The following is a 26410-nucleotide window of genomic DNA, read 5'->3' on the forward strand; positions in this document are numbered from 1 at the left end:
ACCGGCCGCGCCGTCTTCGTCACCCCAACTTGCCGCGTGTGCGCAGACAGATACAGCCCGTAGCGCTATGGTCGCCAGATATTTGGGACATCCGATGGGAGGAGCCCGTGAACGACGCGCTCCGGGTGGCGCTCAGCGACACCGGGCACACGATCGAATCCCTCGCCGAGACCGTCGGCGTCGATCCGAAGACGGTCGGGCGATGGCTGACCGAGGACCGCATCCCGCACGCCCGGCACCGGCTGGGGGCGGCGGAGGCCCTCCGCCGGGACGTGTCGGACATCTGGCCGGACACTTCGAGACGTCGTGACCCGATCTGGTTTCGTCCGTGGCAGGAGATCGAGCGCGAGGCGGTGTCGCTGCGGTCGTACGAATCGGTGGTCCTGCCGGGCCTGCTCCAGACCGAGGCGTACGCGCGGGCCGTGCTGACCGACGGCGGCCTGTTCCCCCGGGGCGACGTCGAGCGCCACCTGGCGGCCCGGCTCGCCCGCCAGGGCATCCTGAGGCAGGACGAGCCGCCGCAGTTCACAGCCGTGATCGACGAGGCGGTGCTGCGCCGGCCGGTCGGCGGGCGGGCCACCATGCGCGAGCAGCTCCAAGCCGTCGTCACCGCCTGCGCCGAGCCGCACGTGCGGGTGCACGTCGTGCCGTCGTCGGTCGGCGCCTACGCCGGCCTGAACGGACCGTTCGTGATCGCCAGCAGCCACGACCACCGGATCGCCGGCTACCTCGACAACCAACTCCAGGGGCAACTGGTTAGCGAACCCGCGGACATCGCCGCCATGATGGCTGCGTGGGAGAACGTGCGCGGCGAGGCGCTGTCCCACTGGCAGTCGGTCGATCTCATCTCGGAAGTGGCGGAGACATGGAGCTGAACGGCGCGCGGTGGCGCAAGAGCAGCCGCAGCAGCGGCAACGGCGGCAACTGCGTCGAGGTCGCCGACAACCTGCCCGGCGTCGTCGCGGTGCGCGACTCGAAGGACCCGGCCGGCCCGGCGCTCGCCTTCGCCCCGGCAGCGTGGCGCGCGTTCGTCGCCACCATCGCCGAGCGCCCCTGAACCGAGCCCGCCCACGGCAGAGACACCCCCGGCACGAGGCGCGGGTGGAACACCACGGGTGTCTCCCGACACGGGATGCACCCGTGTCGTTCCACCCGCCCTTGCGGCGGCAGGGATCACCCCCCGCCTCGCCGCCCTGCCCGACCGACCCTCGCCGGAGGCCGCGTCACGCCCGGAGGAGGGCCGGGAGCGCGGCGTCGCGGGGCGGTGCCGGAAGGGGACGATTGGGTACGGTGCGGAGGGCGGCGGAGGCGGGACTCGTCGTACACATGTTCCATCCACAGGCTGTGGACGGCGGAGGGCTCCCATGGGTTACCAGCTCAGCGCGGTCGTCGCGGACGCCGAGCTGCTCCGCGAGCACACCGCCGACCTGGACCACGCGGTCCTCGGCGAGTTGCGCCAGGACTTCGCGCTGCTGCCGGTCACCCCGCAACTGGTCGAGGAGCTGACCGGGGCGCCGCCCGACTACTCGACGGCGGAGCGGTCCCCGGAGGAGCCGTTCCACCTGGTGCTCCCGGCGTCCCTCACCGAGGCCCTCGCCCGCTGGTCGCGGACGGGTCCGGTGGCATACCTGGAGGCGGAGTTCCTCGGCGGCGCCGGCTACCAGTCGGCGCTGGTGTGGCTCGGCGGCCAGGTGAGCTGGGGGCCGGGGTTCGACCGTCTCTTCGACGGGCCGCGCCCGGAGTGGCCGCTCAACGCGGCGCTCGCCCGGCTCGGGGCGGAGCCCGGCGCGTGGATCGACCCGTTCGCCGAGCTGGGCCTGCACGTCGAGCGGAACACCGCCGGCTGGCTGGCGCACGGGCGCCGACGGCTGAGCGCCGACTACTGGGACGAGCTGGCCGAGGAATGGGAAAACCGGCAATCTGCGGGCGGGCAGCAACCTGAACGGCCCGGTCCCGTTGGGGACTGGGGGATTCCATGAAATTGCGACAATTTGGCTTTATAGCCGCGCTGACGACGGCTGCCTGGGTTTCGGGCAGCGGCGTGCACCCGCCGCTGCGCGAGTTGGACGGCCGGCCCGTCGGGGCCGTCGAGGTGGTCGACCTCAACGGCCTGCGCGACGTCGAGTTCGGCGACACCGAGGACGAGCTGACCCGGCGGGGCATCCTGCGCTCCGACGTCGACGCCTGCGGCCCGGCGCTGGCCGGGTACGACACGACCAGTCCCATCTTCGTCGACGACCGGCTGGTGCTGCTCTGGCTCGGCGAGGCGACGCGCACCCCGCAGGGGGTCACCGCCGGCATGCCTGTCGACGAGGTCCGCACCCGCTACCCGTCCCTGCGGGAGCTGGACGCTCCACAGGGGACGTACCGGCTCGACGGGCTGCTCGCCCGGCAGGGCGACCGGGCATACCTCTTCCTGCACGACGGGCGGGCGGTGAAGAAGATCATCGCCGGGTACGCCGACTGGGCCCAGCGCCTCTTCGACGAGGGCCACAGCCCCTGCTGAGCCCCGCGCAGGCTCGACGCATGGGGGCCGCGAGGTGGGGTAACCGCCGGACATGGCGCGGTACACGAAACCCGAACTCAGGGAGCAGGTCAAGGAAGAGATCAAGGCCTCCGACAAGGGCGGCCGGCCGGGACAGTGGTCGGCACGCAAGTCGCAGCTGGTCACCCAGGAGTACAAGAGGCGCGGCGGGGGCTTCGTCGGCCCGAAGGACGAGCGGCAGAAGTCGTTGCAGCGTTGGGGCGGCGAGCACTGGCAGACCAAGGAGGGCGACACCCGGGCGCGGCACGGCGACGAGACCAGTCGCTACCTGCCCGAACAGGCCTGGAAGGAACTCTCCGAGAAGGAGAGGCGGGCGACCGACGCCAAGAAGCGGGAGGAATCGAAGTCCGGCAAGCAGTACGTGGCCAACACCGGACCGGCTAAACGCGCCCGCCGCAACGCCACGTCGGCCGAACAGTTGGCGGAGCTGCCGGTCGCCGAGGCGGCCAAGCTCGTCCGCGACCTCGACAAGGGCCAACTGAAGTCCGCCCTGCGCCGCGAGCGCGACGGCAAGGCCCGCAAGACCCTCATCACCCGCCTGGAAAAGGAACTAACCCGCCGCTGACCCCCCACCCCCACCCCCGCCCCACCCATCACGGCGCCGATCATGCACTCGTGGTGGGCAACAGCTACCCATACGCCCCTTTCGCGGGGCACACAACTGCATGATCGACGCAGGCAGGCGCGCGGGGGGCTGGGCATGCGAGAACGCCCGGTCGATCCTCACGGATCGTCCGGGCGTCCTCGGTATTCACGAGCGGTGGCGGAGGGATTTGAACCCTCGGAGGGCGTAAACCCTCACACGCTTTCGAGGCGTGCTCCTTAGGCCGCTCGGACACGCCACCGCCGAGAAGGGTACATGACCCCGGGTTCGGACGCCGAACCGGTACGCCCGGGGGCGGCCTGGCAGGATCCTTGCCATGAGTACGCACATCGGCGCGAAGCCGGGAGAGATCGCCGAGCGGGTCCTGATGCCGGGCGACCCGCTGCGGGCGAAGTGGATCGCGGAGACCTACCTCGAGGGCGCGCAGTGCTACTCGACGGTCCGGGGCATGCTGGGCTTCACCGGCCGCCACAACGGCGTCGAGGTCTCCGTCCAGGGCTCCGGCATGGGCATGCCCTCCGCCTCGATCTACGCCCACGAGCTGGTCAACGAGTACGGCGTGAAGAGCCTGATCCGGGTCGGCTCCTGTGGGGCCCTGTCCGAGGACCTGCGGCTGCGCGACGTGATCGCGGCGATCGGCTCGTCCACCGACTCGAACATGAACCGGATGCGCTTCGACGGGCTGATCGACTACGCCCCGGTGGCCGACTTCGGGCTGCTGCGTACGTCGGTCGAGGTGGCCGAGCGGCGCGGCATCGCGATGCGGGTCGGGCCGATCCTGGCGGCGGACGCCTTCTACACCGACCGCCCGGACCTCTACGACAGCCTCGCCGACTACGGCGTGCTGGCGGTGGAGATGGAGTCGGCGGCGCTCTACACGATCGCCGCCCGGTTCAAGGCCCGCGCGCTGACCCTGCTGACCGTCAGCGACCACATCAAGACCGGCGAGAAGACCACCTCCGAGGAGCGTGAGCAGACCTTCAGCCAGATGGTCGAGATCGCCCTGGACACGATCGTCGCCTGATCCTCGTCGGCCCCGACGCCGCCCGCCGTCCGTCCCCCGGATGGCGGGCGGCGTCGCTGTTTCGTGACCACGGTCACGCCGAGAAACTATACGAACGGTCGTGCTTTTTCATTAGCCTCTGCCCATGACAGTCGACGGACGCGTCGCGCGGGGCGACCGGACCCGCACCGCCGCGCTGGACGCCGCCGTGGTCCTCGCCACCGAGGTCGGGCTGCACGGGCTCTCCCTCGCCCAGCTCGCCGACGCGCTCGGCGTCAGCAAGTCCGGCCTCTTCGCGCACTGGGGTTCCAAGGAGGCGCTCCAGCTCGCCACGGTCGACCGGGCGGTCGAGCAGCAGCGGGAACGGGTCATCGAGCCGGCCCTGCGCGCCCCCCGGGGCGTGCGGCGGCTCTGGGCGCTGCACCAGGCCCGGATCGACTTCTTCGCCGCCCGGGTGCTCCCCGGCGGCTGCTTCTTCGCCAGCGCCGACTTCGAGTACAACGCGCGTCCCGGCCCGGTCCGGGACCGGCTCGCCGAGGTGTTCGGCCGCTGGACCGCGTTCCTCGAACAACTCGTCCGCGAGGCGGTCGCCGCCGGCGAGCTGCCCGCCGACGTGGACGTCGCGCAACTGGCGTACGAGATCGACGCCCTTGGGGTCACCGCCGCGATGCGCTCCCGGCTGCTGGACCCCGACACCGCCTACCGGCACGCCCGCCAGGGCCTGCTGAACCGCCTGCGGGCACTGTGCCCCGATCCGACCCTGCTACCGGAAGGCATCTCATGAGCCACGCCATCGTCGACCAGCCCGCAGTCGAGTTCGGTCACGTCGCGCACGTCGCGGTGCACTTCGACGACCTCGACGCGTTCGGCCTGCTGCACAACGCCCGGTACGCGGTGCTGCTCGAACGGGCCCTGACGGGATACTGGGCGGAGCACGGCGTCTCGTTCCAGGGCGGGCGGCACAGCGCGCCGGACGTGTTCCACGCCGTACGCGAGTTCACCATCACCTACCGGGCCCCGGTCACCGGGACCGGCCCCGTGGCGGTGCACTTCTGGCTCGACCACTTCGGCACCAGCAGCGCCCGGTACGCCTACCGGTTCCAGTCGGTGGACGGCGGCACGGTGCACGCGGAGGGCGCGCGGGCGATCGTCCGGCTCGACCCGGCGACCCTGCGCCCGACCCCGTGGACCGACACCGCCCGCGCGGTGGCCGCGACCCTGCTCCGGCCCGCCCCGGCCGACGCCTGAGGGTCAGCGGAAGAAGGCGCGCAGGATCGCGGCGCTCTCCGACTCCAGGATGCCGCCGTAGACCTCCGGCCGGTGGTTGAGCCGGCGGTCGCGCAGCACGTCCCACAGCGACCCGGCGGCCCCGGTCTTGGGCTCCCAGGCGCCGAAAACCACGGTGGACACCCGGGCCAGCACCAGGGCGCCCGCGCACATCGTGCAGGGTTCCAGGGTGACGACCAGGGTGCAGCCGTCGAGCCGCCAGCGGCCGAGCCGTCCGGCGGCCCGGCGCAACGCCAGCACCTCGGCGTGCGCGGTCGGGTCGCCGGTCAGCTCCCGCTCGTTGCGCCCGATCGCCAGTTCGGTGCCGTCCGGCCCGTAGAGCACGGCGCCGACCGGGATGTCGTCGGCGGCGTCGGGGCCGGTGTCGGCGGGGCTGTCGGGGCCGGTAACGGCGACCGCCAGGGCCCGCCGCATCCACAGCTCGTGCCGCTGCCGCCGGCCGGCGCCGTCCGGTTCGGCCAGCCCCTCGTGGGCGCCGGGCCCGACCCGACCCGCCGCGCCGGGGGTCGGCTGACCGGGGCGTACGGTGCCCAGCGCCGGATCGGTCGCGTCGGCCGGCTCGGCGCCACCCGTACCGGCCCGGCCGGGCCCGGACGGCTCAGACCTCACGCAGTTCCTCGACCTCGTCGGCGCAGCCGAGCACCTGGCACACCTCGGCGGTGACGTCGGCCGGCATCATGCCCTCCTGCGCGCAGAGGTTGAGCAGCTTCTGCGCGGGGATGCCCAGGTCGGCCAGGAGGTCCGCCTCGCCGACCGGGTCGGCCTCGGGGTCGACGGCGGGCTGCTCGGTGTCGTCGTCGCCGCGGCCGGACGGGCGCGGCTCGTCGGTGTCGTCGAGCCCGGTCACCGAGGTCTTCAGGTCCCCGACCAGCAGGGCGCCCAGCCGGGACTCCTCCGCGTAGGCCGAGTCGGAGCCGAAGACCCGCAGGTCCTCCCCCTCGTCCAGGCGCATGATCACCAGGTACGTGTCGTCGGCCTCGACGAAGAGCAGCGACAGGTCGGCGTCGGAGTCGACGTCGCGCAGCCGGTCGGCGACGTCCTCGATGTCGGTGACCCCCCGCAGGTTCACCTCGGCGGCCGTCCAACCGCTGTCGTCACGTACGACGGCCGCAGCGAAGTACGACACGGTTCCCCCAAAAGAGCCTCGGCAGGCCGACCCGTTACGCGTGCACGTTAGCCGGTCGGGTCGGCAGGCGACCGGTCAACGCCCCGAAGGGCCGGTCAATCCTGGGGAAAGTCTGCCGGTCGTCAGCCGGCGACGCGGCGGCGGGTGGCGATCAGCTCCCGCAGGCGCTCGCTGCGCACCCGCTGCGGCCGTACGCGCTGGCGTACCGCCCGGGCGCCCGCCAACTCGGCGAGGAGCTGCTGGCGACGGCGGCTGCGCTCGGGATCGAGCCGCGGAGTGGTCCAGGCCATAACGCCGAGGGTGCCGAGTTCGGGCGGCCACGTCAAGGCAGGATTCGCTGCGCAGCCGGCCCGCGACGCAGCGCAGCCACGGGCCCGCCGCAACGGGCGCCGGCAGGCGGGTCGCCGCTGGGCGGGACGGGCCGGACCGGGCTCACCAGAGCGGCCAGTCCCCGCTCGACACCCACCGCACCGTGACGATGGCGGCGGCGATGCTCCACCCGCCGGCGGTGACGATCGCGATGCCGGTGGCCACGCCCCGGTCGCCCGCGCGGACCAGCAGCAGCGCGGCCAGCCAGGCCAGGCCGCCGGCCAGCAGCGTCCACCAGGCGTACCCGGGCACGCTGCGGCCGAGCAGGCCGAACAGGAGCAGCCAGACGGTCGCCACGGCGGCGCCGGACGCGACGCCCGCGCCGGTGACCGGGTGCGGTTCGCGATAGGTGGGCTGGGACGGCGGCGCGGACGGGAAGAGCCCCGAGGGGACCCGTGGCGCCGGCCGGAACCCGGCGTCCGGCTCGGGCGGGAAGGCGTACCGTCCGGTCGTCATCGACCCCTCCCCTTCTGCCGCGCACCTCCACCACCGTACCGACTCTGCGAGGATGACCGGATGCCCTCGCCGACGATCGGACGCCGCGCGCGTCCGGCGTACCCGGTCCTGCTGGTGCTGGTGCCGGTGCTGGCCGCCGGCTGCGCGACGACGCGGCCCGGGACGACGCCCGGCGCACCCCGGCCGAGCCTGCCGGCGACGGCCGGGCAGCCCGCGCCGCCGGCCGTCACCCCGACCGGCGCTCCCACCCCAACCGGCGCCGCCGCCCCGACCGGTCCGTCGACCGCGCCGACCCGCGCCGGGCTGCCGCACGTCTTTCCGGTACGCGCGGCGAACGTCGCCTACCACCCGACCCACTCGGCCTATCCGGGGACGGACATCTTCGCCGACTGCGGCGAGCCGGTCGTGGCGGTGACCGACGGCGTCCTCCTCGAGGTGAGCCGGGTCGACCGGTTCGACAGGCGCGGGCCGCGGGGGCCGCACAACGGCGGGCTGTCGGTGTCGCTGCTCGGCGACGACGGGGTGCGCTACTACGGCTCGCACCTGCGCCGCGTGGCCGACGGCATCGACGCCGGGGTGCGGGTGCGCGCCGGGCAGCGGCTCGGCGAGGTGGGCCGGACCGGGAACGCGAACAACGTGTGCCACCTGCACTTCGGCATCTCCCCGCCGTGCACGGGCCGGGACGGCTGGTGGATCCGCCGGGGCGTGGTGTGGCCGGCGCCATACCTGAACTCGTGGCGGCGCAAGGGCAACAAGGAACCGGCCGCCGAGGTGGCCGCCTGGCACCGCCGGCACGGCTGCCCGAAGGCCCCGCCGACCGCCTGACGACCCGCTCCGGTTTGTCGTCATCAGCGCTTCATCGCTGGGAAACATTGACGGAAGTCTCGGCCCTGAGCTAGCGTCCCGTCGCAAGAGAGCGCTCTCTGAGACCACTTTCCACACAATTCGCTCGCAGAACGCGCCCGTCCCCGACCGGCGCCCCCCGACCGGAGGCACTGTGACACCTCCTGCGACACGCCGCACCTGGGCCGTGGCGGCCACCTCCGCCCTGGCCCTCGCCCTCGGCGGCCTCGCCGTCGTGACCACCACCCCCGCCCAGGCCGCCACCGTCGGCGCCGGCAGCTACACCACCGACCGTGTGGGCCCCCTGCCCACCGGCTGCGGAGACATGACCACCAACCCCCGGCAGTTCGCCACCGCCGACGCGCCCCCCGGGCCGGTACCCACCAACGACTGGTGGTCGTCGCTGCTGTGGAAGCGGACCAACTGCGCCTTCAGCGAGCCGCTGCACGCGCACCCGGCCTCCTACCAGCCGTCCGGCGACGGTCTCGGGATCTCGGCCACCTCCACCCCGACGATCAGCGGCACCGCGACCGGCGTCGGCGAGTTCAAGTACACGTACTCCGAGGACATCCGGGTCGGCATCGCGGGGCTGGGTGCCCCGGTCGTCAAGGTCGACGGCTGGACCGACTGGACGGTCACCCCGCACTGGACCGACGGCGCCCGGACCATGCGCGCCACCATCGGCCACGGCCTGCCGTTCGCGTACTTCCGCACCAGCGGCGGCGACGCCCTGGTCAACGCCACCGGCGGCAGCCCCACGGTCTGGTCGAACAGCGGCGCCACGATCGGCTTCACCGTCCGGGGGCACGACTACGTGGCGTACGCGCCCACCGGCGCCACCTGGTCCGTCAACGGTGGACGGATCACCTCCACCCTGGCCGGCAAGGGCTACTTCTCGGTCGCCCTGCTGCCCACCACGCCGAGCACCGACGCCGCGTCCCGCGCCGAACTGGCCACCACCTACGGCCGGTACGCTCACGCCCACGTCACCGGCACCCGGGTCTCGTACGCCTACGACCAGGCGACCAGCACCGTCAACACCACGTACGCCTTCACCACGACCGCCCGGGAGGGCACGGCGAACCGGACGGTCGTCAGCCTCTACCCGCACCAGTGGCGGTCGCTGACCGGCGCCACCCCGCTGGCGCTCACCTACCCGTCGGCGCGCGGCCGGATGAAGGTGCTCACCGGCGTCGACGCGTTCCGCACCTCGATGAAGTTCAACGGCGTACTGCCGGAGGTCCCCGCCGTCGCCACCGGCGCCGGGGCGGACCTGACGACGCTGCGCAACCACCTCGCGGCCGTCCGGGGCAACCCGATGGACCAGCGCGGCAGTGACACCTACTGGACGGGCAAGGGCCTGGGCCGGGCCGCCCGGATCGCCGAGATCGCCGACCAGGTCGGCGACGCCGAGACGCGTACCGCCGCGCTGAACGCCATCCGGGGCACCCTCAACGACTGGCTCACCGCCACGCCCGGGGAGACCGAGGGCGTCTTCCACTACGACCGCAACTGGGGAACCCTGATCGGCTACCCGGCCTCCTACGGCTCCGACCAGGAACTCAACGACCACCACTTCCACTACGGCTACTACATCGCCGCCGCCGCCACCCTGGCCAAGTTCGACCCGACCTGGGCCCGGCAGGACCAGTACGGCGGCATGATCGACCTGCTGATCCGGGACGCGAACAACTACGACCGCACGGACAACCGCTTCCCGTACCTGCGCGACTTCGACATCTACGCCGGGCACGACTGGGCCGCCGGACACGGCTCGTTCCACGCCGGCAACAACCAGGAGTCCTCGTCCGAGGGGATGAACTTCGCCAACGCCCTCATCCAGTGGGGGCAGGCGACCGGCAACACCGCCGTACGCGACGCCGGCATCTTCATCCACACCACCCAGGCCGCGGCGATCCACGAGTACTGGTTCGACGTGACGAACGAGAACTACCCGGCGGCGTTCGGGCACTCCACGGTCGGCATGGTCTGGGGTGACGGCGGCGCGTACGCCACCTGGTTCAGCGCCGACCCGGAGATGATCCAGGGCATCAACATGCTCCCGGTCACGGGCGGGCACCTCTACCTCGGGCAGTACCCGGCGTCAAACCGCGCCAACTACCAGGAGCTGGTGCGCAACAACGGCGGCGAACCGACGGTGTGGCAGGACATCCTCTGGCAGTTCCTGGCGCTCGGCGACCCGGACGCGGCGCTCGCGAAGCTCCGCGCGAACCCCGGGTACACGCCGGAGGAAGGCGAGAGCCGGGCGCACACCTTCCACTGGATCCGCAACCTCGCGGCCCTCGGGACGGTGCACACCCCGGTCACGGCCAACCACCCGCTGGCGGCGGTGTTCCAGCGCAACGGCGCGCGTACCTACGTGGCGAGCAACATCACCGCCGCGCCGCTGACGGTCACTTTCTCCGACGGCACCCGGCTCGCCGTGCCCGCCGGGAAGACGGCCACCAGCGGGGCGTACACCTGGAGCGGTGGCACCGCGACCGGCGGGGTCAGCGGCACGACGCCGCCCACGACCACCCCGCCGACGACGGCACCGCCCACCACGGCCCCGCCGACGACCCCGCCGCCCACCACCCCGCCGCCGTCGTCGGACTTCCCCACCCGGTACCTGCTGCCCGGTGGCGGGCTGGCCGCGGCCGGCAGCCCGGCGACCGTCACGGTGGCCGGCGCGGGCGGCGCGAACCGCGACGGCACGCCGACCAACCCGCAGGTGTTCACCGCGACGGGCCTGGATCTGGCGTACGGCGGCGGGCAGACCACGTTCGACCTGTTCCTCGACGCCGGCAACGCGGTCGGCAACGGGGTGCAGGTGCGGGTCTCCTACGACCTGACCGGCAACGGCAGCTGGGAGCGGGTGGAGACGTACCGCTACTTCGCCACCGACCCGGTTCCCGGCTACGAGCGCTACACCCAGCAGAGCGGCCTGCACTCCTCCACCGGTTCCCTCGGCAACCTGTCGAACGGCACCGTGCGGGTGGAGGTCTGGTCGGCGATCGGCAACAACCCGACCACCCTCGGCATCGGCGACAGGTCGCTGGTGAAGCTGCCGCACTCCTGATTCCGTGGCCCTCCGCTGATTCCATGGCCCTCCGCGCCGTCGGTCGTCACGCGACCGGCGGCGCGGAGGCGTATTTTCCATGGCATGAGCGCCCGGGACCCCATCGCCGACCTGCGCCGGATCGCCTTCCTCCTGGAGCGGGCGAACGAGGCGACCTACCGGGTCAGGGCGTTCCGCTCGGCGGCCACGGCCCTCGCCGCACTGCCGGCGGCGGAGTTGGCCCAACGGGCCCGCACCGGCAAGCTCACCGAGCTGTCCGGGGTCGGCGACGTCACCGCCCGCTGCGTGGCCGAGTCGATCGCCGGCGAGGAGCCGGTCTACCTGCGGCGGCTGCTCGCCACGGAGGGCACGGACCTGGACGAGGCGGCCACCGCGTTGCGTGCCGCGCTGCGCGGTGACTGCCACACCCACTCCGACTGGTCCGACGGCGGCTCACCCATTGAGGAGATGGCGCTCGCGGCGGTCGAGTTGGGCCACGAGTACGTGGTGCTGACCGACCACTCGCCCCGCCTGAAGGTGGCCCGGGGGCTGACCGCCAACCGGCTGCGCCGGCAGCTCGACCACGTGGCGAAGGTCAACGAGGCGCTGCCGGAGGGCTTCCGGATCCTGACCGGCATCGAGGTGGACATCCTCGCCGACGGGTCGCTCGACCAGGACGAGGAGCTGCTGGCCCGCCTCGACGTGGTGGTCGGCTCGGTGCACAGCGGCCTGAACGACGACCGGGCGAAGATGACCCGGCGGATGCTGACCGCGATCACGAACCCGCACCTGGACATCCTCGGCCACTGCACGGGACGGATGGTGTCGTCCCGGCCGGCGGGGGTGAAGGGGCCGGGCGACCGGGCGCACCGGCCGCGTACCCGGGCAGAGAGCGACTTCGACGCCGACGCCGTCTTCGCCGCCTGCGCCGAACGAGGGGTGGCCGTCGAGATCAACTCGCGGCCGGAGCGGCAGGACCCGCCGAAGCGGCTGATCCGCCGGGCGCTGGAGGCGGGCTGCGACTTCGCCGTCAACACCGACGCGCACGCGCCCGGGCAGCTCGACTGGCAGCGGTTCGGCTGCGAGCGCGCCGCCCTGTGCGGGGTGCCCGCCGACCGGGTGGTCAACACCTGGGACGCCGACCGGCTGGTCGACTGGGCCCGCTCCGCCCGCTGAGGTCCTGCCCGCTCGACCTGCCCGCTCGACCTGGCGGATCGGCCCCTCGCCGGCAACACGCCGGCGACCAGGGGGATGACACCACGGACGCTGTCGAGCTGCCCCGTACATGAGACCGCATCACACGGACGCCGGTGGCCGGGGCGCGGCCATCACAAGCGCCACCCTCACACGCGGCCCAGCCCCAACGCCCGGCCTCACACGCCACCCAGCCGGACACGCCACCCAGCCTCACACGCCGCCCGGCCTCAGTAGGCGGCCCGGCCTCACACGCTGCCCGGCCGTCACTGACGGGCGGCGGAGCGGTGACCGCGTCTGGACGGGTGCGAAGCGGCGGCGCGTGCGGCGACGGGCCGCGCCGTTCCTCAAGGTCGCCGGCCCACGGCATGTCCCGCCACCTTCACGAGTGGAACACCATGGCTGTCAAAGGCCGGCGTTGACACCCATGGTGTTCCACCCGTCCACCCGTCCGCCGAGGCACCGGCCACGGGCGGCGGGCAGCCGGCAGCGGGCAGCCGGCAGCGGGCAGCGGGCAGCCGGCAGCGGGCAGCGGGCAGCCGGCAGCGGGCAGCGGGCAGCCGGCAGCGGGCAGCGGGCAGCCGGCAGCGGGCAGCGGGCAGCCGGCAGCGGGCAGCGGGCAGCCGGCAGCGGGCAGCGGGCAGCCGGCAGCGGGCATAGGCCGGGCGACGAGCGACGGAAGAAGGGCGGAGGTCGGGCGATGGGCGGGGTCGCTCAGCGGCGGGCAGCCGGCACGGACGGCGCGGCCTGCGCGGCGACGCCGGCCGGCACGACGGCAGCGACCGGCGCGACGGCAGCGGCAGCGACCGTGGTCGACTCGATCACGCCGGCGGGCGCGGACGGTTCGGTGAGGCCGGCGGGTGCGGGCCGGCGACGGCCGATCAGGCCCTGTGAGACGGCGACGCCGGACAGCACGATGAGCGCGCCCACCGGCTGGTGCCAGGTGAGCCGCTCGTCGAGGGCCAGGGCACCGATCAGCACCGCGAACACCGGCACCAGGTAGGTCACGGTGGAGGCGGTGCTCGCCCCGGCGACCCGGATGTTGCGCAGGTTGATGACGAAGGCGAGGCCGGTGCCGAGCGCCCCGAGCGCGAGCACGCTGGCGAGCACCTCGGCCGAGAGGCCGGTCGGGGCAGGCGGCGCCCCGGCAACCAACGGCGCGACGACCGCGAGCTGGGCGGTCGCGACCAGGAGCTGCGCCGCCGAGAGCGAGAGTCCGGAGTGCGCGCTGCCCGCGACGAACTTCTTCTGGTACGGGATGGCGACGCCGTAGCAGGCGGCCGCGCCCAGGCACATGAGTTGCCCGGTGAAGTGGGCGCCGCCCACCCCCTGCCATACCCCGAGCACCACCAGCACCCCGGCGAAGCCCAGCGCCATCCCGACCGCCCGGCGCATGGTGAGCCGCTCGGTGCGGAACACCAGCACGGCCAGCGGCAGCACGATGAGCGGGGTGGTGGCGTTCCAGATGCCCGCGAGCATCGACTCGACGCGCTGCTCGCCGTAGCCGAAGAGGGTGAACGGCACGGCGACGCCGAACGCGGCGGCCACGGTCAGGTGCGCCCACACCCGGGGCTCGGCGGGCAGGCGGTCGCGGAGCACGGCGAGCACCAACAGCAGGGTCACCGCGCCGGCGGCGACCCGGTAGAGGGTGAGGTGCAGTGGATGCAGCTCCCCGATGCCGATCTTGATGAACAGGAAGCTGGAGCCCCAGATGGCGGCCAGCGCCAGGAACCCGGGCAGCCAGCTCCGCAGCACCGCCCGGTCAGGAGTGGAATCCACTGTCACCCCTGACACTCTGCCGCAGCCGTACGACGAAGTCCCGCGACTTTCTCCACGCCGTGTCGACCACCACAGAACCCGCCCGCCGCCAGCGCGGTCGGCGGTCGGTGGCTCTCGGCCGACCTGCCGTTCCCGAGCGACTTAGACCCCGCCGGCCTGCCGGCCTGAACACGCAGAACGCGTTCGACAACTTGACGGTGCCCTCACGTAGGGTCGCAGCGTGGGACGAATCGATGACCTCGCGAACCGCTACGTGGCCGAGTGGGCGCCGCTGAGCCCGATCGGCGCCACCTATGTCGGCATCGCCGGCTACGACGACCAGCTCGACGACCTGTCACCCGACGGGTACACGGCCCGCGCGGAGCTGATCCGGCGGACGCTGACCGACCTGGAGGTGACCGAGCCGGAGTCGGAGGCGGAGCGGACCGCCAAGGAGGCCATGCAGGAGCGGCTCGGCCTCGACCTCGCCCGCTACGACGCCGGCGAGGCGAGCAGCGAGGTCAACGTGATCTCCAGCGGCCTGCACGAGGTCCGCATGGTCTTCGACCTGATGCCGACCGAGGGCGACGACGCCAAGGCCCACGTGGCGGCCCGGCTCAACCGCTTCGCGAGCACCCTGGAGGGCTACAAGGCGACGCTGCGCGAGGCGGCCGCCGCCGGCCACGTCAGTGCCCGGGTCCAGCTGGTCGAGGTCGCCAAGCAGTGCGACATCTGGGTCGATCCGGACGGCGACAACTTCTTCCACGGGCTGGTCGAGCGGCTGGGCGCCGACGGCACCCTCGGCGCCGAGCTGCGGCGGGGTGCGGCGGCGGCCACCGCGGCGACGGCCGAGTTCGGCCAGTTCCTCCGCACCGAGCTGGCCCCGCTCGGCCGGGAGAAGCAGGCCGCGGGTCGCGAGCGCTACGAGCTGGCCTCGCAGTACTTCCTCGGCGCCAGGGTCGACCTCGACGAGACGTACGCCTGGGGGTTCGAGGAACTGGCCCGGCTGGAGGCCGACATGCGCGCGGTGGCCGGCCGGATCGTCGGCCCCGGCGCCACCATCGACGAGGCGGTCGAGGCGCTGGACGCCGACCCGGCCCGGACGATCCGGGGCAAGGAGGCGTTCCGGGACTGGATGCAGGCGCTCGCCGACAAGGCCATCGGCGACCTGCACGGCACCCACTTCGACATCCCGGAGCAGGTACGCCGCATCGAGTGCTGCCTCGCCCCGACCAGTGACGGCGCGATCTACTACACCGGCCCGAGCGAGGACTTCTCCCGCCCGGGGCGGATGTGGTGGGCGGTGCCGCAGGGCGTCACCGACTTCTCCACCTGGCGCGAGGTGACCACCGTCTTCCACGAGGGCGTGCCGGGCCACCACCTCCAGGTCGCGCAGACGGCCGTCCGGGCCGAGCTGCTCAACCGCTGGCAGCGCCTGCTCTGCTGGGTCTCCGGGCACGGCGAGGGCTGGGCGCTCTACGCGGAGCGGCTGATGGACGAGCTGGGCTACCTGGAGGACCCGGGCGACAAGCTCGGCATGCTCGACGGGCAGGCGTTCCGGGCCGCCCGGGTGATCGTCGACATCGGCATGCACCTGGAGTTGGAGATCCCGAAGGACAACCCGTTCGGCTTCCACCCCGGCGAGCGCTGGACGCCGGAGCTGGGCTGGGAGTTCATGCGGGCGCACTGCCGGGTGCCGGAGGAGAACCTGCGTTTCGAGCTGAACCGCTACCTCGGCTGGCCGGGGCAGGCCCCCTCCTACAAGGTGGGCGAGCGGATCTGGCTCCAGGCCCGTGACGAGGCGAAGGCCCGCAAGGGCGCCGACTTCGACCTCAAGGAGTTCCACCGGCAGGCGCTCGACCTCGGCTCGCTGGGGCTCGACCCGCTGCGCAAGGCGCTCGCCCGCCTCTGAGGTCGACGGTGCGGGGCCGGTGGGACACCGGCCCCGCACCGTCGGTGGTGGTGGGGTGAGGTCAGGAGAGGGTCAGCTTCAATGCCGGCGTGGCGGTCAGTGTGTCGCTGTCGACGAACGCCAGTTCCATGACCGGCTCGGTGAAGGTGATCGGAACAGGTGACGTGATCGGCAGGCCGTCGGGGAACGGCAGGTCCGGGGTCAGCGTGATCTTGACGCCGAGCAGCCGCCCGACGAACCGGGTGGCGTAGAAGGCGACGTCCCCCTGCACCGTCAGCCGGTCCGTGGCGAACCGCATCGTCCGGCCGGCCGGGGCGGGCGCACGGAGCAGGAATTCGTCGGTGACCGCGCGGTCCATGGTGAACTTCAGTGCCTTCAGGCTGCCGTCGGCGGTGGGCAGGTCGACGATGCCCTCGAACCGCAGCCCGTCCATGGTCACCTTCGACCCGGTGAGCTTCGACGGGACCGCCGCCACCACCGGCTGTCCCGGGTCGGCGGCGATCCGGGGCAGCGGCCTGCCCGCCACCACCTGCCCGGGTCGGCTCGGCTCCGGGCTGGCCGGGGCGCACCCCCGGCCGGGTGCCGCCGGCCGACCCGGGGCCGAGGCCGTGGGACGGACGCTCGGCGTGGCCGAGGGACGGACGCTCGGCGTGACCGTGGGACGGACGCTCTGCGTGACCGTGGGACGGACGCCCGGCGTGGACGGCGGCGTCGCCCCGGGGGCCAGTTCCTCGTCGTCCTGCCAGCCGCGATCGAAAAGGTCACCGATGCCGTCGAGGATGTCGCGCCCGGCGTCGCCTCCGCCGCCCGTAGACGGGAACGGGCCGGGGGTGGTCGGGGCCGGCGTCGCGCCCGGCGTCCCGGGCGGGCCCGGCGTCCCGGGCGGGGCCGGCGTCCCGGGCGGGGCCGGCGTCCCGGGCGGGGCCGGCGTCCCGGGCGGGGCCGGCAACGCGCCCGGCGTGCCACTCGGCGCGGGTCGCGTTCCGGCCGGCGTGCCGCTCGGGGCCGGCTGCGTTCCGCCCTGGCCGGGAGTTGTGGTGGGGCAGGCGGGAGTCGGCGGCGCCACGGCGCGCACCGGCGTCGGGCCGGGCGCGGCGAGCCCCACGGCGGCGGCAAGGCCGAGCAGCACCGGCAGCACCGCGTACGGACGGAGGTCCCGCGGCCTGGCGTCGTACTGCATCGACTCGGCCGCCGACATGGCATTGGCAGGTCCCCTGCCGGCCGGCACGGTGCCGGGAGGCACGGGCTCGGCGGGGCCGACGGCGGCGCACACGAGTTCGGCGTCCGCCCGCACCGGCTCGACAGGCCCAGTCTCCACCGAGGTTGGCTCGGCGGGCACCGGCACGGCGGACAAGGTGGGATTGCCGAGCGACATCTGAGTGGTACCGGAGATCTCCAGACCGGTCAGCAGGTCGCCCCGGAACGGTCGCACCCGCCGCCAGCGGCGCAAGCCGCGCCACGCCTCGCGGAACCGGCCGGGCCACGCGGGCAGCGGATCGTCGGTCGTCACGTACGCCTCCTGGCGGGCCAGAGGGGACGGAGCTGGAACGGACCCACGGAGCACAACCGCCGCGGTCCCGAAATTCAGGTCAGAAGAGCGTGGCGCTGCGGACGCCCGAGATCGCCACGGGGCGCGGTGTCCCGTCGGGCACCAGCAGCGCGGCAAAGCGCCGCCACCGGTGGCGGCCCTGGTCGTCGAACCGGTCCTGCACGGTTCCTCCCCTCGGGGATCTCGCGCGGGTCGCCGGTCGACTGGCGACAGCCCCGCACCGGGCTGCCACAGTTACCGGTGAGTAGGGAACTGGGACGATGATGCCGCGCGAAGACGCAGGTCACAAGACCCGGATCGCCGACCGCCACAACCAAGGTCACGCGGAGTAGTGAGCCAACGCAACCGGACCCCCGATCCCATGGACATTGATCAATGATTCTCGCGCAAACCGGGCACGTCACCCTTCGAGCACGACCGTCCGTGACGAGCAGCGATTCAGGTTACGGTTCAGTAACGGCGAGGCCTCCTGCACAACAGGCCGCCACCGTCGCCCCCGGACGGGGACGACGGTGGCGGCCTGTCAACTGGTTGCCGGTGACCGACGCCCACACCTGGACGCCGGCCGAGGCGTCCGCTACCGGCGCCCGGCCTCGCCGTCATGCACGGGCGCCCCGGAGGTGACCTGCTCGGACGACGCCCGTGGCGCGGGCGCCGTGGCAGCGTCGGCGTCGCCGTCGGCGCGGTGCCGCGCGGCGGCGGTGGCCCGGCGTCCGGCCAGCACCAGCCAGAGCCCGACGAGCAGCGCCAGCGCGCCGACGACCGTCAGCGCGAGCGGGATGGTCCGCCCGATCAGCAGCAGCTTGTCGCGGTTCTTCCCGGCCGACTCGACGCTGTTGGCGATCGTCTGGTCGGTGTAGACGAAGTCGCCGTCCAGCAGCGGGGTGCTCGCGCCCTGGTCCGGCACCAGCGTCTTCTTCTGCTGCTCGCGCACCTTGACGAAGTTGCCGCTGACCGGCTCGACCCAGATGGTGCGGGTGTTGCTGTACATCACCTTGCCGCTGGTCGCGCCCGGCGCGAACGCCCCGAGCAGGGCACCCACCCGCTCGGCCGGCATGCCCAGGTCGGTCTCCTCGATGACCTGCTGGAACCGGTACGCCTCCGTGCCGTTGATCTTCTCGGTGCCGTCGAACCGGATCGGCAGCGCCTTGCGCAGGTCACGGTCGAAGTACTCGTAGTCCTTGCGCTCCGTGTTGAACGGGAACTTGTAGGTCTGACCACCGAAGGTGACCTCGCTCGGCCCCTCCGGGCCGTCGGCCTGGAGGAACTGCTTGTCCCAGTCGACCGCCGCGGCGGTCTTCCGGTCCAGGGCCAACTCCGCTGAGTACTGGCTGATCACCTCGCCGGTCTGGACCCACTTCACCGTGCCGTACGCGCCCCAGACGACCGCCTTGCCCTCCAGGTCGCCGGTCATCTCCGCCTCGGTGCTGCCGGCCTGCGGCGCCACCTCGGTGGTGGACTCCAGCCTGCCGGTCTGCACGGTCGGCGGGGCGTCCTTCTTGAGCTGCAGGAACTTGGCGTTCTCCGCCACCGCGACGCTCGGCTTCAGGCAGCCGTCCGGCTTGCCCTCCGCGTTGCACAACTTGAGGTCGTACGGCAGTTTCGTCACCGTCGGTGCCACGAAGAACGCCGCTCCCGCGGCGAGCACGAGACACAAGACGCCTATCCCGAACAGCACGGCGCCCAGACGAGCCTTCACTGATCCTCCTAACAAAGACAGTCAGCCGGTGTCCGGCGAGCGGTCCTGTCCCTAAACTTGGCCGCAGGTTACTCCCGGGTTACATATTCACGCGACCCTCTGGACGGTTGATGTCTGCCCCAACTCCGGATCACGACCTCCGCCGACTGCCCGCCTTGGACGCCGTACGGGTGATCGGCGCGCTGGCAGTCGTCGGGCACCACGTCGGGTTCGCCACCGGTGCCAACACCGGCGACTCGGGGCTCGGCAGCTGGTTGTCCCGCCTCGACGTGGGCGTCGCCATCTTCTTCGTGCTCTCCGGCTTCCTGCTCTTCCGCCCGTACGCCCACTCGTCGGCCACCGGGCAGCGGTCCCCCTCCGCCCGGCGCTACCTGTGGCGCCGCGCCACCCGCATCCTGCCCGCCTACTGGTTGACCGTGGTGGTCTGCCTGCTGGTGCTGCCGCAGAATCAGCCCGCCTCCGCCGGCGACTGGTGGCGGCACCTGACGCTGACCCAGATCTACGAGCCCCGGCAGTTGCGCCACGGCCTGAGCCAGACCTGGAGCCTCGCCACCGAGGCGACCTTCTACCTGCTGCTGCCGCTGCTCGCCGTGCTGCTGATGCGGCGGCGCTGGCGGCCCGGCCGGTCCACCGTCCTCATCGTGGCGGCGGGGCTGGCGATCACCGCCGGCTGGGTGGCCCTGATGGGATCAGGCCTGCTCGACCTGGGCCTGCACACCATGTGGCTGCCCTCGTACGCCGGCTGGTTCGGCGCCGGCATGGCGCTGGCGACCGTCCACGTATCGCTGCGCACCGGCACCGGTCACCGCTGGCGGTGGCTGGACGACCTGGGCGCCGCACCGCTGGCCTGCTGGTCGGTCGCGCTGGCCGCCCTGGCCGTGGCCACCACGCCGATCGTGGGGCCCCGCGACCTGGCCGAGCCCACCGCCGCCGAGTTCGGGCTGAAGATGGCGCTGTACGCCCTCGTGGCGGTGATGGTGGTGCTGCCGGTGGCGTTCGGGCCGGCCACCCGCACCAAGGCCGTCCTCGGCGGCGCGGTCGGCCGGTGGCTCGGCCGGGTGTCCTACGGGCTGTTCCTCTGGCACCCGTTCGTGCTGGAGGGGGTCTACATCGTGGGCGACCGGCCGAACTTCACCGGCGACACGGGCGAGATCTTCCTGCTCACCGTCGCCGGTGGGCTGGTCCTCGCCGCCATCAGCTACTACGCCGTCGAGCGCCCCTTCCAGCGCTGGAACGCTCCCCGGCCGCGTCGGCGCGGGAGCACGAGGGAGAACCAGAGCACCGTCACGGCGGCGACCGCCGCCAACTGAGGCGCCGCGTCGGTGTGCCCACCCCGGGTCACCGCGTACCAGCCGGCCAGCGCGAAGCAGGCCACCGGCAGCCAGCGCCCGGCCATCCGGTACAGCCGACGCCGGTCCGGTGGGTGCAGGTGCGGCGTCAGCGCGTGGCCGGCCACCACGCCGGCCGCCGCCAGCAGCGCCACCGCGACCGCGGCCAGGCCGCCGACCAGCAGCAGCGCAGTCCCGCCGAACAGCAGGGCGAGCAGCCGGTGCCGGCGTCGACGCGGCGGTCCTGTCGCCGGCACGGGCACGCCCCGGCCCGGAAGCAGGGCGGCCAGCGCGACCCCGCCCAGCGCGATCGCGCCGGCGCCCAGCGCCAGGGCGTACCCGTCGTCCGGGGCGAACCGCAGCAGCACCTCGCCGGAGAACCCGGCCGGCACCAGCCAGCCCTGCTGCCAGCCGTCCACCACGAACGGGGTGAGTCGCTCGCCGCCCGCGGTGGCCTCCCACCCGGCGTTCGCGTTCTCCCGCAGGGCCAGCACCCGCTGCCCCGGGTACCCGTCCAGGTGCAGCGACCGCCGGGTGGCCGACCAGCCGTCCACCCGGACCGGGGTCTGCACGGCGTCCGGGACCTGCGCCGAGCCGGCGACGCCCGCCGAGCCGGCCGCGCTGCCGTCGGTGGACCCCGGGACCACGGCGTGCGGCGTCAGGACGAGCCGGGTGGGCGTAGCCAGGCGGCTCGCCGCCGCCACCACCCGCACCTCTGCGCCGGCCAGCGGCAGCGGATCCTTCGCTCCGGCGCCACACAGGAGGGCGTCCACCTCGCGCAGCTCCGCCAGCTCCCGCCGGCTGGCCACCAGCGCCGTCCGGCGCCGCACGGCACCGACCTCCACGGTGGGCCCGCTGCCGCAGGGGAGCGTGACGCGCGCCTCCGGGTCGTTGCGGGGCACCGGTCCGTCCGGCAGCACGGTCAGCTCGCCGACGCCGACGGGCAGGCTCTGTGACAGCCGCCGGTACGGGTCGAAGGTGTTGGCCGGCACCACGTCGGAGATCAGCAGGGTGATCTCGTCCGTCTTCAGCGGCCGGTCGAAGACCAGGCTGCCGCCCTCGTCGAAGACGCCGCCGCGCATGCCGCCGTCTCCGATCACGGTCGCCTGCCACGGGCGGGCCGCCGCCGCGGTGGGCGGCAGGGTCACCTTCAGCCCGGCGATCTGGCGGGCCTTCGGCCAGGTCAGCCGCAGCCACGGCTGCCGGTCGGAGCTGGCGGCGTACCATGTCGTCGCCGGGTCGCCGTCGACCACCGCGCCCGGCCGGGCCGCGGGGTGGGAGACGCCGACGCTGGAGGCCGCCACCACCGGACTGACCCCGCGCGCGACGGCCGCCGCGCCACCGCCGTCGAGCAGCGCGTTCAGCGTGCCGCCCGCACGCGGGCGCACCCGCAGCGCGACGTCGTAGCCGGCGGCGACCGGCAGGCTCAGCGTCCGGTCGATCCGGTCGCCGTCCTCGGACTCCCGGACGAGCCCGCCGTCGCAGATCGGCCGCCCCTCGTCGAAGACGCAGGGCGCGGCGCCGGCAGCGGCGGTGAGCACCACGGAGGCCGGAGCGGCGGTCGCCGGGGGCGCCGGCACGGCCAGGGTGCGCTCGGCCCGCACGCCCGGGATGGTGATCTCGGCGATGCCGACGCCGCCGAAGCCGGCCCGGATGTCGAAGACCTCGTCGATGGAGATCCGCACCCGCCGGGTCGGATAGCCGGCGGGCACGGTGACCTGCACGCTCTGGCCCGGGTTTTCCACCACCGCCTGCTGGTTGCCGGCGCTGACGGTGATCTTCGTGGGCAGGGAGTCGGCGCCGGTGTCGAAGACGACGCCCACCTCGCGGACCACCTGCGGCTCGGTCAGCTCCACCTCCAGCCACTGCGCGGTGGTGACCGTCCCGGGCGCCGAGCGCCAGGCGGTGGCGAGGTTGCCGTCGAGCGCCGCGTACGGCTGGTGCGCCGGCCGGCCGCCGACCAGCGGCTGCGCGTCGGACCAGGAACTCGACGCGGTGACCGACCCGATGCCCAGGTAGCGCACGGTGGAGGCCTGGCCCTCGCCCCACGGCGGCAGGTAGTCCCGGGCGGGCGCACCGAGCCTCGCCTCGTCCGCCGACGTCATGGTCGCCGAGGCGTTGTCGTGCGGCTGCCCGAACGCGACCTCGCGCCGGCGCATCCCGTCGGTGAGCACCACCGGGCCGTCGGTCAGCCCCGCCGGCCGGTCCCCGGCGAGCACCGTCGGGGCGTCGGAGAGCCGGCCGGCCGCCGCGATCTGGAGCAGCGACTCCGGCCCGCCCACCACTGTCGTCAGGCCCTTCGCGTCGTACGCGACGACGGGGCTGACCGGCTGGGCGACCTCGTACACCTCCAGGGCCCGGACCTTCACGTCCAGGCCGTGGTCGACGAAGTTGCCGGGCAGTTGGCCGCCACCGACCTCCGGTCCGAAGGCCCGCACCGGGCGGATGCCGGGCGAGCGTTGCAGTGCCTGCCGGACCACCACCGGTTGGGTGGCGCCCGAGCGCCCGTAGTCGAGGTCGGAGCGGAGCAGCAGGTACCGCACGCCGGAGCGGGCGAGCAGGTCGGCCAGCCCGGCGGAACCCTCGCCGTTGGCCAGCGCCGACTCGACGGCGTCGAGCAGCCGGATCGTGCCCGGCGGGGTGAGCGGCACCGAACTGCGTACCGCCCAGGGGCTCTCCAACAGCGGCTGGGTGACCTCGTCGCTCGGGCTGCCCCACAGGTAGCGGGGGAAGCGGGCGGCGGGCACCACCAGCACCCGGTCGTCGCCGAGGTTGCTGTCCAGCCAGGAGGTCGCCTGGTGCCAGTAGCCGGGCACCTCCCGGAAGCTGCCCTGCGCGGGCAGTCCGGCGGCCAGCGCCGGGGCGGCCACCCCGGCGACCGCCACGAGGGCGGTGCCGGTGACCAGCGTGGCGCGCAGCCGCACCGGCTGGAGCAGGCGGGGCAGGCCCGGGTTCACGTCGGGCCGGTCGCCCGCCCGGGCCGCCCGTGCCACCAGCCCCAGCAGGTGGGCGAGCCCGAGGATGAGCGGCAGCCGCAGCACCACGTCGAACTTGTGCACGTTGCGCAGTGGCGCGCCGGCCGCGTCGAGGAAGTCCCGCTGCGTCTGGGCGCCGAACCCGTCGACAGCGCCGACGTGGCCGAGCCCGACCAGGGCCAGCCCGACCAGCAGGCCGGTGACCAGGAAGCGCCGGTGCGGCATCCCGCGCCGGGCCAGGCCGGCAAGGCCGAGGCCGGCCACCACCAGGGTGGCGACCACCAGCGGCTGCTCGGTGGCCAGCCGCCAGCCGGCCGACCAGGGCGGCCCGTACGCGCCGTTGAGGTACGCGTGCCAGTGCGAGGCGCCGCGCAGCACGGTGGTCATGTCGGTGGGGGCCGTGGTGACCGGCGCCGTCTCGATGTAGTCCAGGAACGGCGGACTGTACCGGCCCAGCAGCAGCAGGGGCACCAGCCACCAGGCGGTGGCGGCACCCACCGCCAGCCCCCAGGCGACGAGCGCCCTGATCCGCAGCCGGAACGGGTGCAGGCCGACCAGCCACAGACCGGCGAGCGGCACGACGGCCAGCACCGCCGTCGCGTTGACGCCGCCGGCGCACGCCACGACCAGCGCGGACAGGGTCACCGCCCGGCGTACGGAGCCGCCTTGGGCCAGCCCCACCAGGGGCACCAGCACCCAGGGTGCGAGGGCGCTCGGCCAGGCCTCCACCGAGATCGGGCCCAGCTCGGTGACCAGCCGGGGGGAGAGCGCGAAGGCCACCCCGGCGAGCAGGCGGGCGGCCGGCGTGCCGATGTGCAGCCGCTCGGCCAGCCGGACCACGCCGGTGCAGGCCACCGTCATGACCAGCGCCCACCAGAGCCGCTGCACCACCCAGGCCGGGATGTCGAGCACCTCGCCGAGCAGGAAGAACGGGCCCATCGGCCAGAGGTAGCCGTACGCCTGATTCTGAAGCTGGCCGAAGGTTCCGTCCGGGTCCCAGACGTGCAGGGCGCGGCTCAGCCATCCGGCTGGATCGACCGCCAGGTCCACCTTGGTGTCGATGACGATCATGCCCGGGTCCTGGAGGAACGCCAGGGCCGACAAACCGAGACAGACCGCGACCAAGCGCAGACGCCACACCCTTCTCGATGTGGCGTCCGGTCGGTCGGTCAGCTCCGGGCGGGCCGGCGCCTGCTGCATTTCGCCTCCGATCGGGCATTGCGGGGGCCGTGACGAAGCCCATAGTGTGACGCGACGCGAAGACTACTCGGCAGTAGGAGTAAGTGTGGAAGCACCGCCTGCCGCCACCCGGCACGTACTTTTCCTCAACTGGCGCGACACCCGGAACCCGGAGGGCGGCGGTTCCGAGGTGTACGTCGAGCGGATCGCCGGTGAACTCGTACGCCGGGGCCACCGGGCCACCCTGCTCTGCGCCACCCACTCCGCCGGCCCCGCCGAGGAGGTCACCGCCGCAGGCGTACGCGTGCTGCGGCGCGGCGGCCGACACACCGTCTACCTGCGTGCCGCGCTCGTCTACCTGGCCGGCGCCCTGGGCCTCGGGCCGCTGACCCGGCGCCGGGGCGGTCGCCCCGACCTGATCGTGGACGTCGGCAACGGCCTGCCCTTCCTGTCCGCCCTGTACGCCCGCCGGCCGGTCATCGCACTCGTGCACCACGTGCACCGTGAGCAGTGGCCGGTGGTGCTGGGCCGCTGGCTGGCCGGCTTCGGCTGGTGGGTCGAGTCCTGGCTCGCCCCGCGCGTCTACCGCCGCTGCCAGTACGTGACCGTCTCGGCGGCCACCCGACGGGAACTGGCCACCCTCGGCATCGACCCGTCCCGGGTCGCCATCGTGCACAACGGCACCCCCGACATGACGGTGGGGCCGGTGCCGCGCACCCCGCAGCCGTCCCTGGTGGTGCTCGGCCGGCTGGTGCCGCACAAGCAGGTCGAGCTGGCCCTGCACGCGGTTGCCGGGCTCACCGGCGAGCTGCCCGGGCTCACCCTCGTGGTCGCCGGCCAGGGCTGGTGGGAGCCGCAGCTGCGCCAGCTCGCCGAGGAGTTGGGCGTCACCGACCGGGTCCGGTTCACCGGCTTCATCCGTGACGCCGAGAAGCGGGAGCTGCTGGCCAGCGCCTGGGTCGCGCTCACCCCCTCGCTCAAGGAGGGCTGGGGGCTGACCATCGTGGAGGCCGGGGCGGTCGGCACGCCGACGGTGGCGTTCCGCGGTGCCGGCGGAGTCGAGGAGGCGCTCGTCGACGGCGAGACCGGCCTGCTCGCCGACGGCGTCGACGACTTCGTCGCCAAGGTGCGGCTGCTGCTGACCGACGACGCTCGGCGCACCGCGATGGGCACGGCGGCGCGGGCACACGCGGCCCGCTTCACCTGGCCGATCTCGGGCGAAAAATTCGCGGCCCTCGTGACGAGGGCCGCGAACGTTCGGAGCGTGGTGCCGGCGGAGCAGATGGAACCGGTGGAGCCGTCCTACCTCGTGCCGTAGACCAGCGGCTTGTTGGCGCCGCCGCCACCGCCGTCCGAGCTGGTCCGCGCGGCCTGCTCGGCCTTGGCGGCCTCGGACGACGAGGTGCCGGTGAGGGTGGTGGCCAGCGCCACCGACCCGAAGACGCCGAGAGCGACCGCGATCACTCCGGCGAGAACCAACGAGAGAGCACTGCGCATGGTGCTGACTTCCTCCTCGTGAGCTGCG

General features: G+C 73.6%; 24 protein-coding genes and 1 tRNA gene. 14 read left to right on the forward strand and 11 right to left on the reverse strand.

Going from position 1 to position 26410, the window contains the following annotated elements; genetic code table 11:
• Nucleotides 1–107: 107 nt before the first annotated feature.
• From AC0OO9_RS13335 to AC0OO9_RS13355, 5 genes are all read left to right on the forward strand, one after another.
• On the forward strand, nt 108–875 hold the full coding sequence (locus AC0OO9_RS13335; protein WP_484517471.1) for a Scr1 family TA system antitoxin-like transcriptional regulator: 768 nt from the start codon (nt 108–110) through the stop codon (nt 873–875).
• A complete protein-coding gene (locus AC0OO9_RS13340; RefSeq protein WP_421455728.1) occupies nt 866–1057 on the forward strand; it encodes a DUF397 domain-containing protein in 192 nt (63 codons plus the stop codon). Before AC0OO9_RS13335 ends, AC0OO9_RS13340 begins: the two co-directional genes overlap by 10 nt.
• A gap of 307 nt (nt 1058–1364) precedes the next feature.
• Nucleotides 1365–1979 (forward strand): hypothetical protein, encoded by a 615-nt coding sequence (locus tag AC0OO9_RS13345; RefSeq protein ID WP_484517472.1) that lies wholly within the window; start codon nt 1365–1367, stop codon nt 1977–1979.
• Nucleotides 1976–2506 carry a hypothetical protein gene (locus tag AC0OO9_RS13350; protein ID WP_484517473.1) on the forward strand — a complete coding sequence of 177 codons (531 nt, stop codon included), beginning with the start codon at nt 1976–1978 and terminating at the stop codon, nt 2504–2506. The genes AC0OO9_RS13345 and AC0OO9_RS13350 overlap by 4 nt, the downstream gene beginning before the upstream one ends.
• 52 nt (nt 2507–2558) lie before the next feature.
• The gene (locus tag AC0OO9_RS13355) at nt 2559–3110 is read left to right on the forward strand and encodes a DUF5872 domain-containing protein (protein ID WP_484517474.1); all 552 of its coding nucleotides are present in this window, start codon (nt 2559–2561) and stop codon (nt 3108–3110) included.
• A 193-nt stretch (nt 3111–3303) separates the two neighbouring features.
• Here AC0OO9_RS13355 and AC0OO9_RS13360 read toward each other — a convergent pair.
• Nucleotides 3304–3390: transfer RNA gene (locus AC0OO9_RS13360), tRNA-Ser, on the reverse strand.
• Nucleotides 3391–3465: 75 nt separating this feature from the next.
• On the opposite strand from AC0OO9_RS13360, the gene deoD reads away from it, so the two are divergent.
• The 3 genes from deoD (at nt 3466) to AC0OO9_RS13375 (ending at nt 5400) form a co-directional block, all read left to right on the forward strand.
• On the forward strand, nt 3466–4173 hold the full coding sequence (deoD, locus tag AC0OO9_RS13365) for a purine-nucleoside phosphorylase (RefSeq protein WP_132238437.1): 708 nt from the start codon (nt 3466–3468) through the stop codon (nt 4171–4173).
• Between the two features lie 124 nt (nt 4174–4297).
• The gene (locus tag AC0OO9_RS13370; protein ID WP_484517475.1) at nt 4298–4936 is read left to right on the forward strand and encodes a TetR/AcrR family transcriptional regulator; all 639 of its coding nucleotides are present in this window, start codon (nt 4298–4300) and stop codon (nt 4934–4936) included.
• Nucleotides 4933–5400 carry an acyl-CoA thioesterase gene (locus AC0OO9_RS13375; RefSeq protein ID WP_484517476.1) on the forward strand — a complete coding sequence of 156 codons (468 nt, stop codon included), beginning with the start codon at nt 4933–4935 and terminating at the stop codon, nt 5398–5400. Before AC0OO9_RS13370 ends, AC0OO9_RS13375 begins: the two co-directional genes overlap by 4 nt.
• Nucleotides 5401–5403: 3 nt before the next feature.
• On the opposite strand, the gene AC0OO9_RS13380 is transcribed toward AC0OO9_RS13375, so the two are convergent.
• From AC0OO9_RS13380 to AC0OO9_RS13395, 4 genes are all read right to left on the reverse strand, one after another.
• Nucleotides 5404–5853, reverse strand: coding sequence for a nucleoside deaminase (locus tag AC0OO9_RS13380; RefSeq protein ID WP_484517939.1), 450 nt, complete (start codon nt 5851–5853; stop codon nt 5404–5406).
• 184 nt (nt 5854–6037) lie between these two features.
• The gene (locus tag AC0OO9_RS13385; protein ID WP_421455750.1) at nt 6038–6565 is read right to left on the reverse strand and encodes a tRNA adenosine deaminase-associated protein; all 528 of its coding nucleotides are present in this window, start codon (nt 6563–6565) and stop codon (nt 6038–6040) included.
• A 122-nt stretch (nt 6566–6687) separates the two neighbouring features.
• Nucleotides 6688–6855: a hypothetical protein gene (locus AC0OO9_RS13390; RefSeq protein WP_165947875.1), complete on the reverse strand. Its 168-nt coding sequence runs from the start codon at nt 6853–6855 to the stop codon at nt 6688–6690.
• Nucleotides 6856–6997: 142 nt separating this feature from the next.
• Complete coding sequence (locus tag AC0OO9_RS13395) at nt 6998–7390, reverse strand: hypothetical protein (protein ID WP_484517477.1); 393 nt, start codon at nt 7388–7390, stop codon at nt 6998–7000.
• Between the two features lie 60 nt (nt 7391–7450).
• Here AC0OO9_RS13395 and AC0OO9_RS13400 point away from each other — a divergent pair, with 60 nt between their 5' ends.
• The 3 genes from AC0OO9_RS13400 (at nt 7451) to AC0OO9_RS13410 (ending at nt 12467) form a co-directional block, all read left to right on the forward strand.
• Nucleotides 7451–8215, forward strand: a complete 765-nt coding sequence (locus AC0OO9_RS13400; RefSeq protein ID WP_484517478.1) for a M23 family metallopeptidase — start codon at nt 7451–7453, stop codon at nt 8213–8215.
• 172 nt (nt 8216–8387) lie between these two features.
• The gene (locus AC0OO9_RS13405; protein WP_484517479.1) at nt 8388–11312 is read left to right on the forward strand and encodes a glycosyl hydrolase; all 2925 of its coding nucleotides are present in this window, start codon (nt 8388–8390) and stop codon (nt 11310–11312) included.
• Between the two features lie 84 nt (nt 11313–11396).
• Nucleotides 11397–12467, forward strand: a complete 1071-nt coding sequence (locus AC0OO9_RS13410; protein WP_484517480.1) for a PHP domain-containing protein — start codon at nt 11397–11399, stop codon at nt 12465–12467.
• Nucleotides 12468–13199: 732 nt separating this feature from the next.
• On the opposite strand, the gene AC0OO9_RS13415 is transcribed toward AC0OO9_RS13410, so the two are convergent.
• The gene (locus tag AC0OO9_RS13415) at nt 13200–14270 is read right to left on the reverse strand and encodes a DMT family transporter (protein WP_484517481.1); all 1071 of its coding nucleotides are present in this window, start codon (nt 14268–14270) and stop codon (nt 13200–13202) included.
• 214 nt (nt 14271–14484) lie between these two features.
• On the opposite strand from AC0OO9_RS13415, the gene AC0OO9_RS13420 reads away from it, so the two are divergent.
• Nucleotides 14485–16155, forward strand: coding sequence for a DUF885 domain-containing protein (locus AC0OO9_RS13420; RefSeq protein WP_484517482.1), 1671 nt, complete (start codon nt 14485–14487; stop codon nt 16153–16155).
• A 61-nt stretch (nt 16156–16216) separates the two neighbouring features.
• Here the strand turns inward: AC0OO9_RS13420 and AC0OO9_RS13425 are convergent, their stop codons facing one another.
• From AC0OO9_RS13425 to pgfA, 3 genes are all read right to left on the reverse strand, one after another.
• Entirely contained in the window at nt 16217–17665 is a 1449-nt protein-coding gene (locus tag AC0OO9_RS13425) for a DUF6114 domain-containing protein (protein ID WP_484517483.1), read from the reverse strand.
• A gap of 79 nt (nt 17666–17744) precedes the next feature.
• Nucleotides 17745–17867, reverse strand: coding sequence for a hypothetical protein (locus tag AC0OO9_RS13430; RefSeq protein WP_484517484.1), 123 nt, complete (start codon nt 17865–17867; stop codon nt 17745–17747).
• 414 nt (nt 17868–18281) lie between these two features.
• Entirely contained in the window at nt 18282–19403 is a 1122-nt protein-coding gene (pgfA, locus tag AC0OO9_RS13435; protein WP_484517485.1) for a cell envelope lipid trafficking protein PgfA, read from the reverse strand.
• 110 nt (nt 19404–19513) lie between these two features.
• On the opposite strand from pgfA, the gene AC0OO9_RS13440 reads away from it, so the two are divergent.
• Nucleotides 19514–20713 (forward strand): acyltransferase family protein, encoded by a 1200-nt coding sequence (locus AC0OO9_RS13440; protein ID WP_484517486.1) that lies wholly within the window; start codon nt 19514–19516, stop codon nt 20711–20713.
• Here the strand turns inward: AC0OO9_RS13440 and AC0OO9_RS13445 are convergent.
• Complete coding sequence (locus AC0OO9_RS13445) at nt 20605–24906, reverse strand: alpha-(1->3)-arabinofuranosyltransferase domain-containing protein (RefSeq protein WP_484517488.1); 4302 nt, start codon at nt 24904–24906, stop codon at nt 20605–20607. The genes AC0OO9_RS13440 and AC0OO9_RS13445 overlap by 109 nt on opposite strands.
• Before the next feature lie 85 nt (nt 24907–24991).
• On the opposite strand from AC0OO9_RS13445, the gene AC0OO9_RS13450 reads away from it, so the two are divergent.
• Entirely contained in the window at nt 24992–26203 is a 1212-nt protein-coding gene (locus tag AC0OO9_RS13450) for a glycosyltransferase family 4 protein (protein ID WP_484517490.1), read from the forward strand.
• Here the strand turns inward: AC0OO9_RS13450 and AC0OO9_RS13455 are convergent.
• Nucleotides 26188–26382 (reverse strand): hypothetical protein, encoded by a 195-nt coding sequence (locus AC0OO9_RS13455; protein ID WP_132238409.1) that lies wholly within the window; start codon nt 26380–26382, stop codon nt 26188–26190. The genes AC0OO9_RS13450 and AC0OO9_RS13455 overlap by 16 nt on opposite strands.
• Between the last annotated feature and the right edge of the window lie 28 nt (nt 26383–26410).

The organism is Micromonospora sp. USAFONa4 (genome assembly GCF_057197825.1).

Bases quoted from the DNA above. Each gene is read 5' to 3' on its own strand.
- AC0OO9_RS13340 (WP_421455728.1), top strand. From the start codon at position 866: ATGGAGCTGAACGGCGCGCGGTGGCGCAAGAGCAGCCGCAGCAGCGGC.
- AC0OO9_RS13345 (WP_484517472.1), top strand. From the start codon at position 1,365: ATGGGTTACCAGCTCAGCGCGGTCGTCGCGGACGCCGAGCTGCTCCGC.
- AC0OO9_RS13350 (WP_484517473.1), top strand. From the start codon at position 1,976: ATGAAATTGCGACAATTTGGCTTTATAGCCGCGCTGACGACGGCTGCC.
- AC0OO9_RS13355 (WP_484517474.1), top strand. From the start codon at position 2,559: ATGGCGCGGTACACGAAACCCGAACTCAGGGAGCAGGTCAAGGAAGAG.
- deoD (WP_132238437.1), top strand. From the start codon at position 3,466: ATGAGTACGCACATCGGCGCGAAGCCGGGAGAGATCGCCGAGCGGGTC.
- AC0OO9_RS13370 (WP_484517475.1), top strand. From the start codon at position 4,298: ATGACAGTCGACGGACGCGTCGCGCGGGGCGACCGGACCCGCACCGCC.
- AC0OO9_RS13375 (WP_484517476.1), top strand. From the start codon at position 4,933: ATGAGCCACGCCATCGTCGACCAGCCCGCAGTCGAGTTCGGTCACGTC.
- AC0OO9_RS13380 (WP_484517939.1), bottom strand. From the start codon at position 5,853: ATGCGGCGGGCCCTGGCGGTCGCCGTTACCGGCCCCGACAGCCCCGCC.
- AC0OO9_RS13390 (WP_165947875.1), bottom strand. From the start codon at position 6,855: ATGGCCTGGACCACTCCGCGGCTCGATCCCGAGCGCAGCCGCCGTCGC.
- AC0OO9_RS13395 (WP_484517477.1), bottom strand. From the start codon at position 7,390: ATGACGACCGGACGGTACGCCTTCCCGCCCGAGCCGGACGCCGGGTTC.
- AC0OO9_RS13400 (WP_484517478.1), top strand. From the start codon at position 7,451: ATGCCCTCGCCGACGATCGGACGCCGCGCGCGTCCGGCGTACCCGGTC.
- AC0OO9_RS13410 (WP_484517480.1), top strand. From the start codon at position 11,397: ATGAGCGCCCGGGACCCCATCGCCGACCTGCGCCGGATCGCCTTCCTC.
- AC0OO9_RS13440 (WP_484517486.1), top strand. From the start codon at position 19,514: ATGTCTGCCCCAACTCCGGATCACGACCTCCGCCGACTGCCCGCCTTG.
- AC0OO9_RS13445 (WP_484517488.1), bottom strand. From the start codon at position 24,906: ATGCAGCAGGCGCCGGCCCGCCCGGAGCTGACCGACCGACCGGACGCC.
- AC0OO9_RS13455 (WP_132238409.1), bottom strand. From the start codon at position 26,382: ATGCGCAGTGCTCTCTCGTTGGTTCTCGCCGGAGTGATCGCGGTCGCT.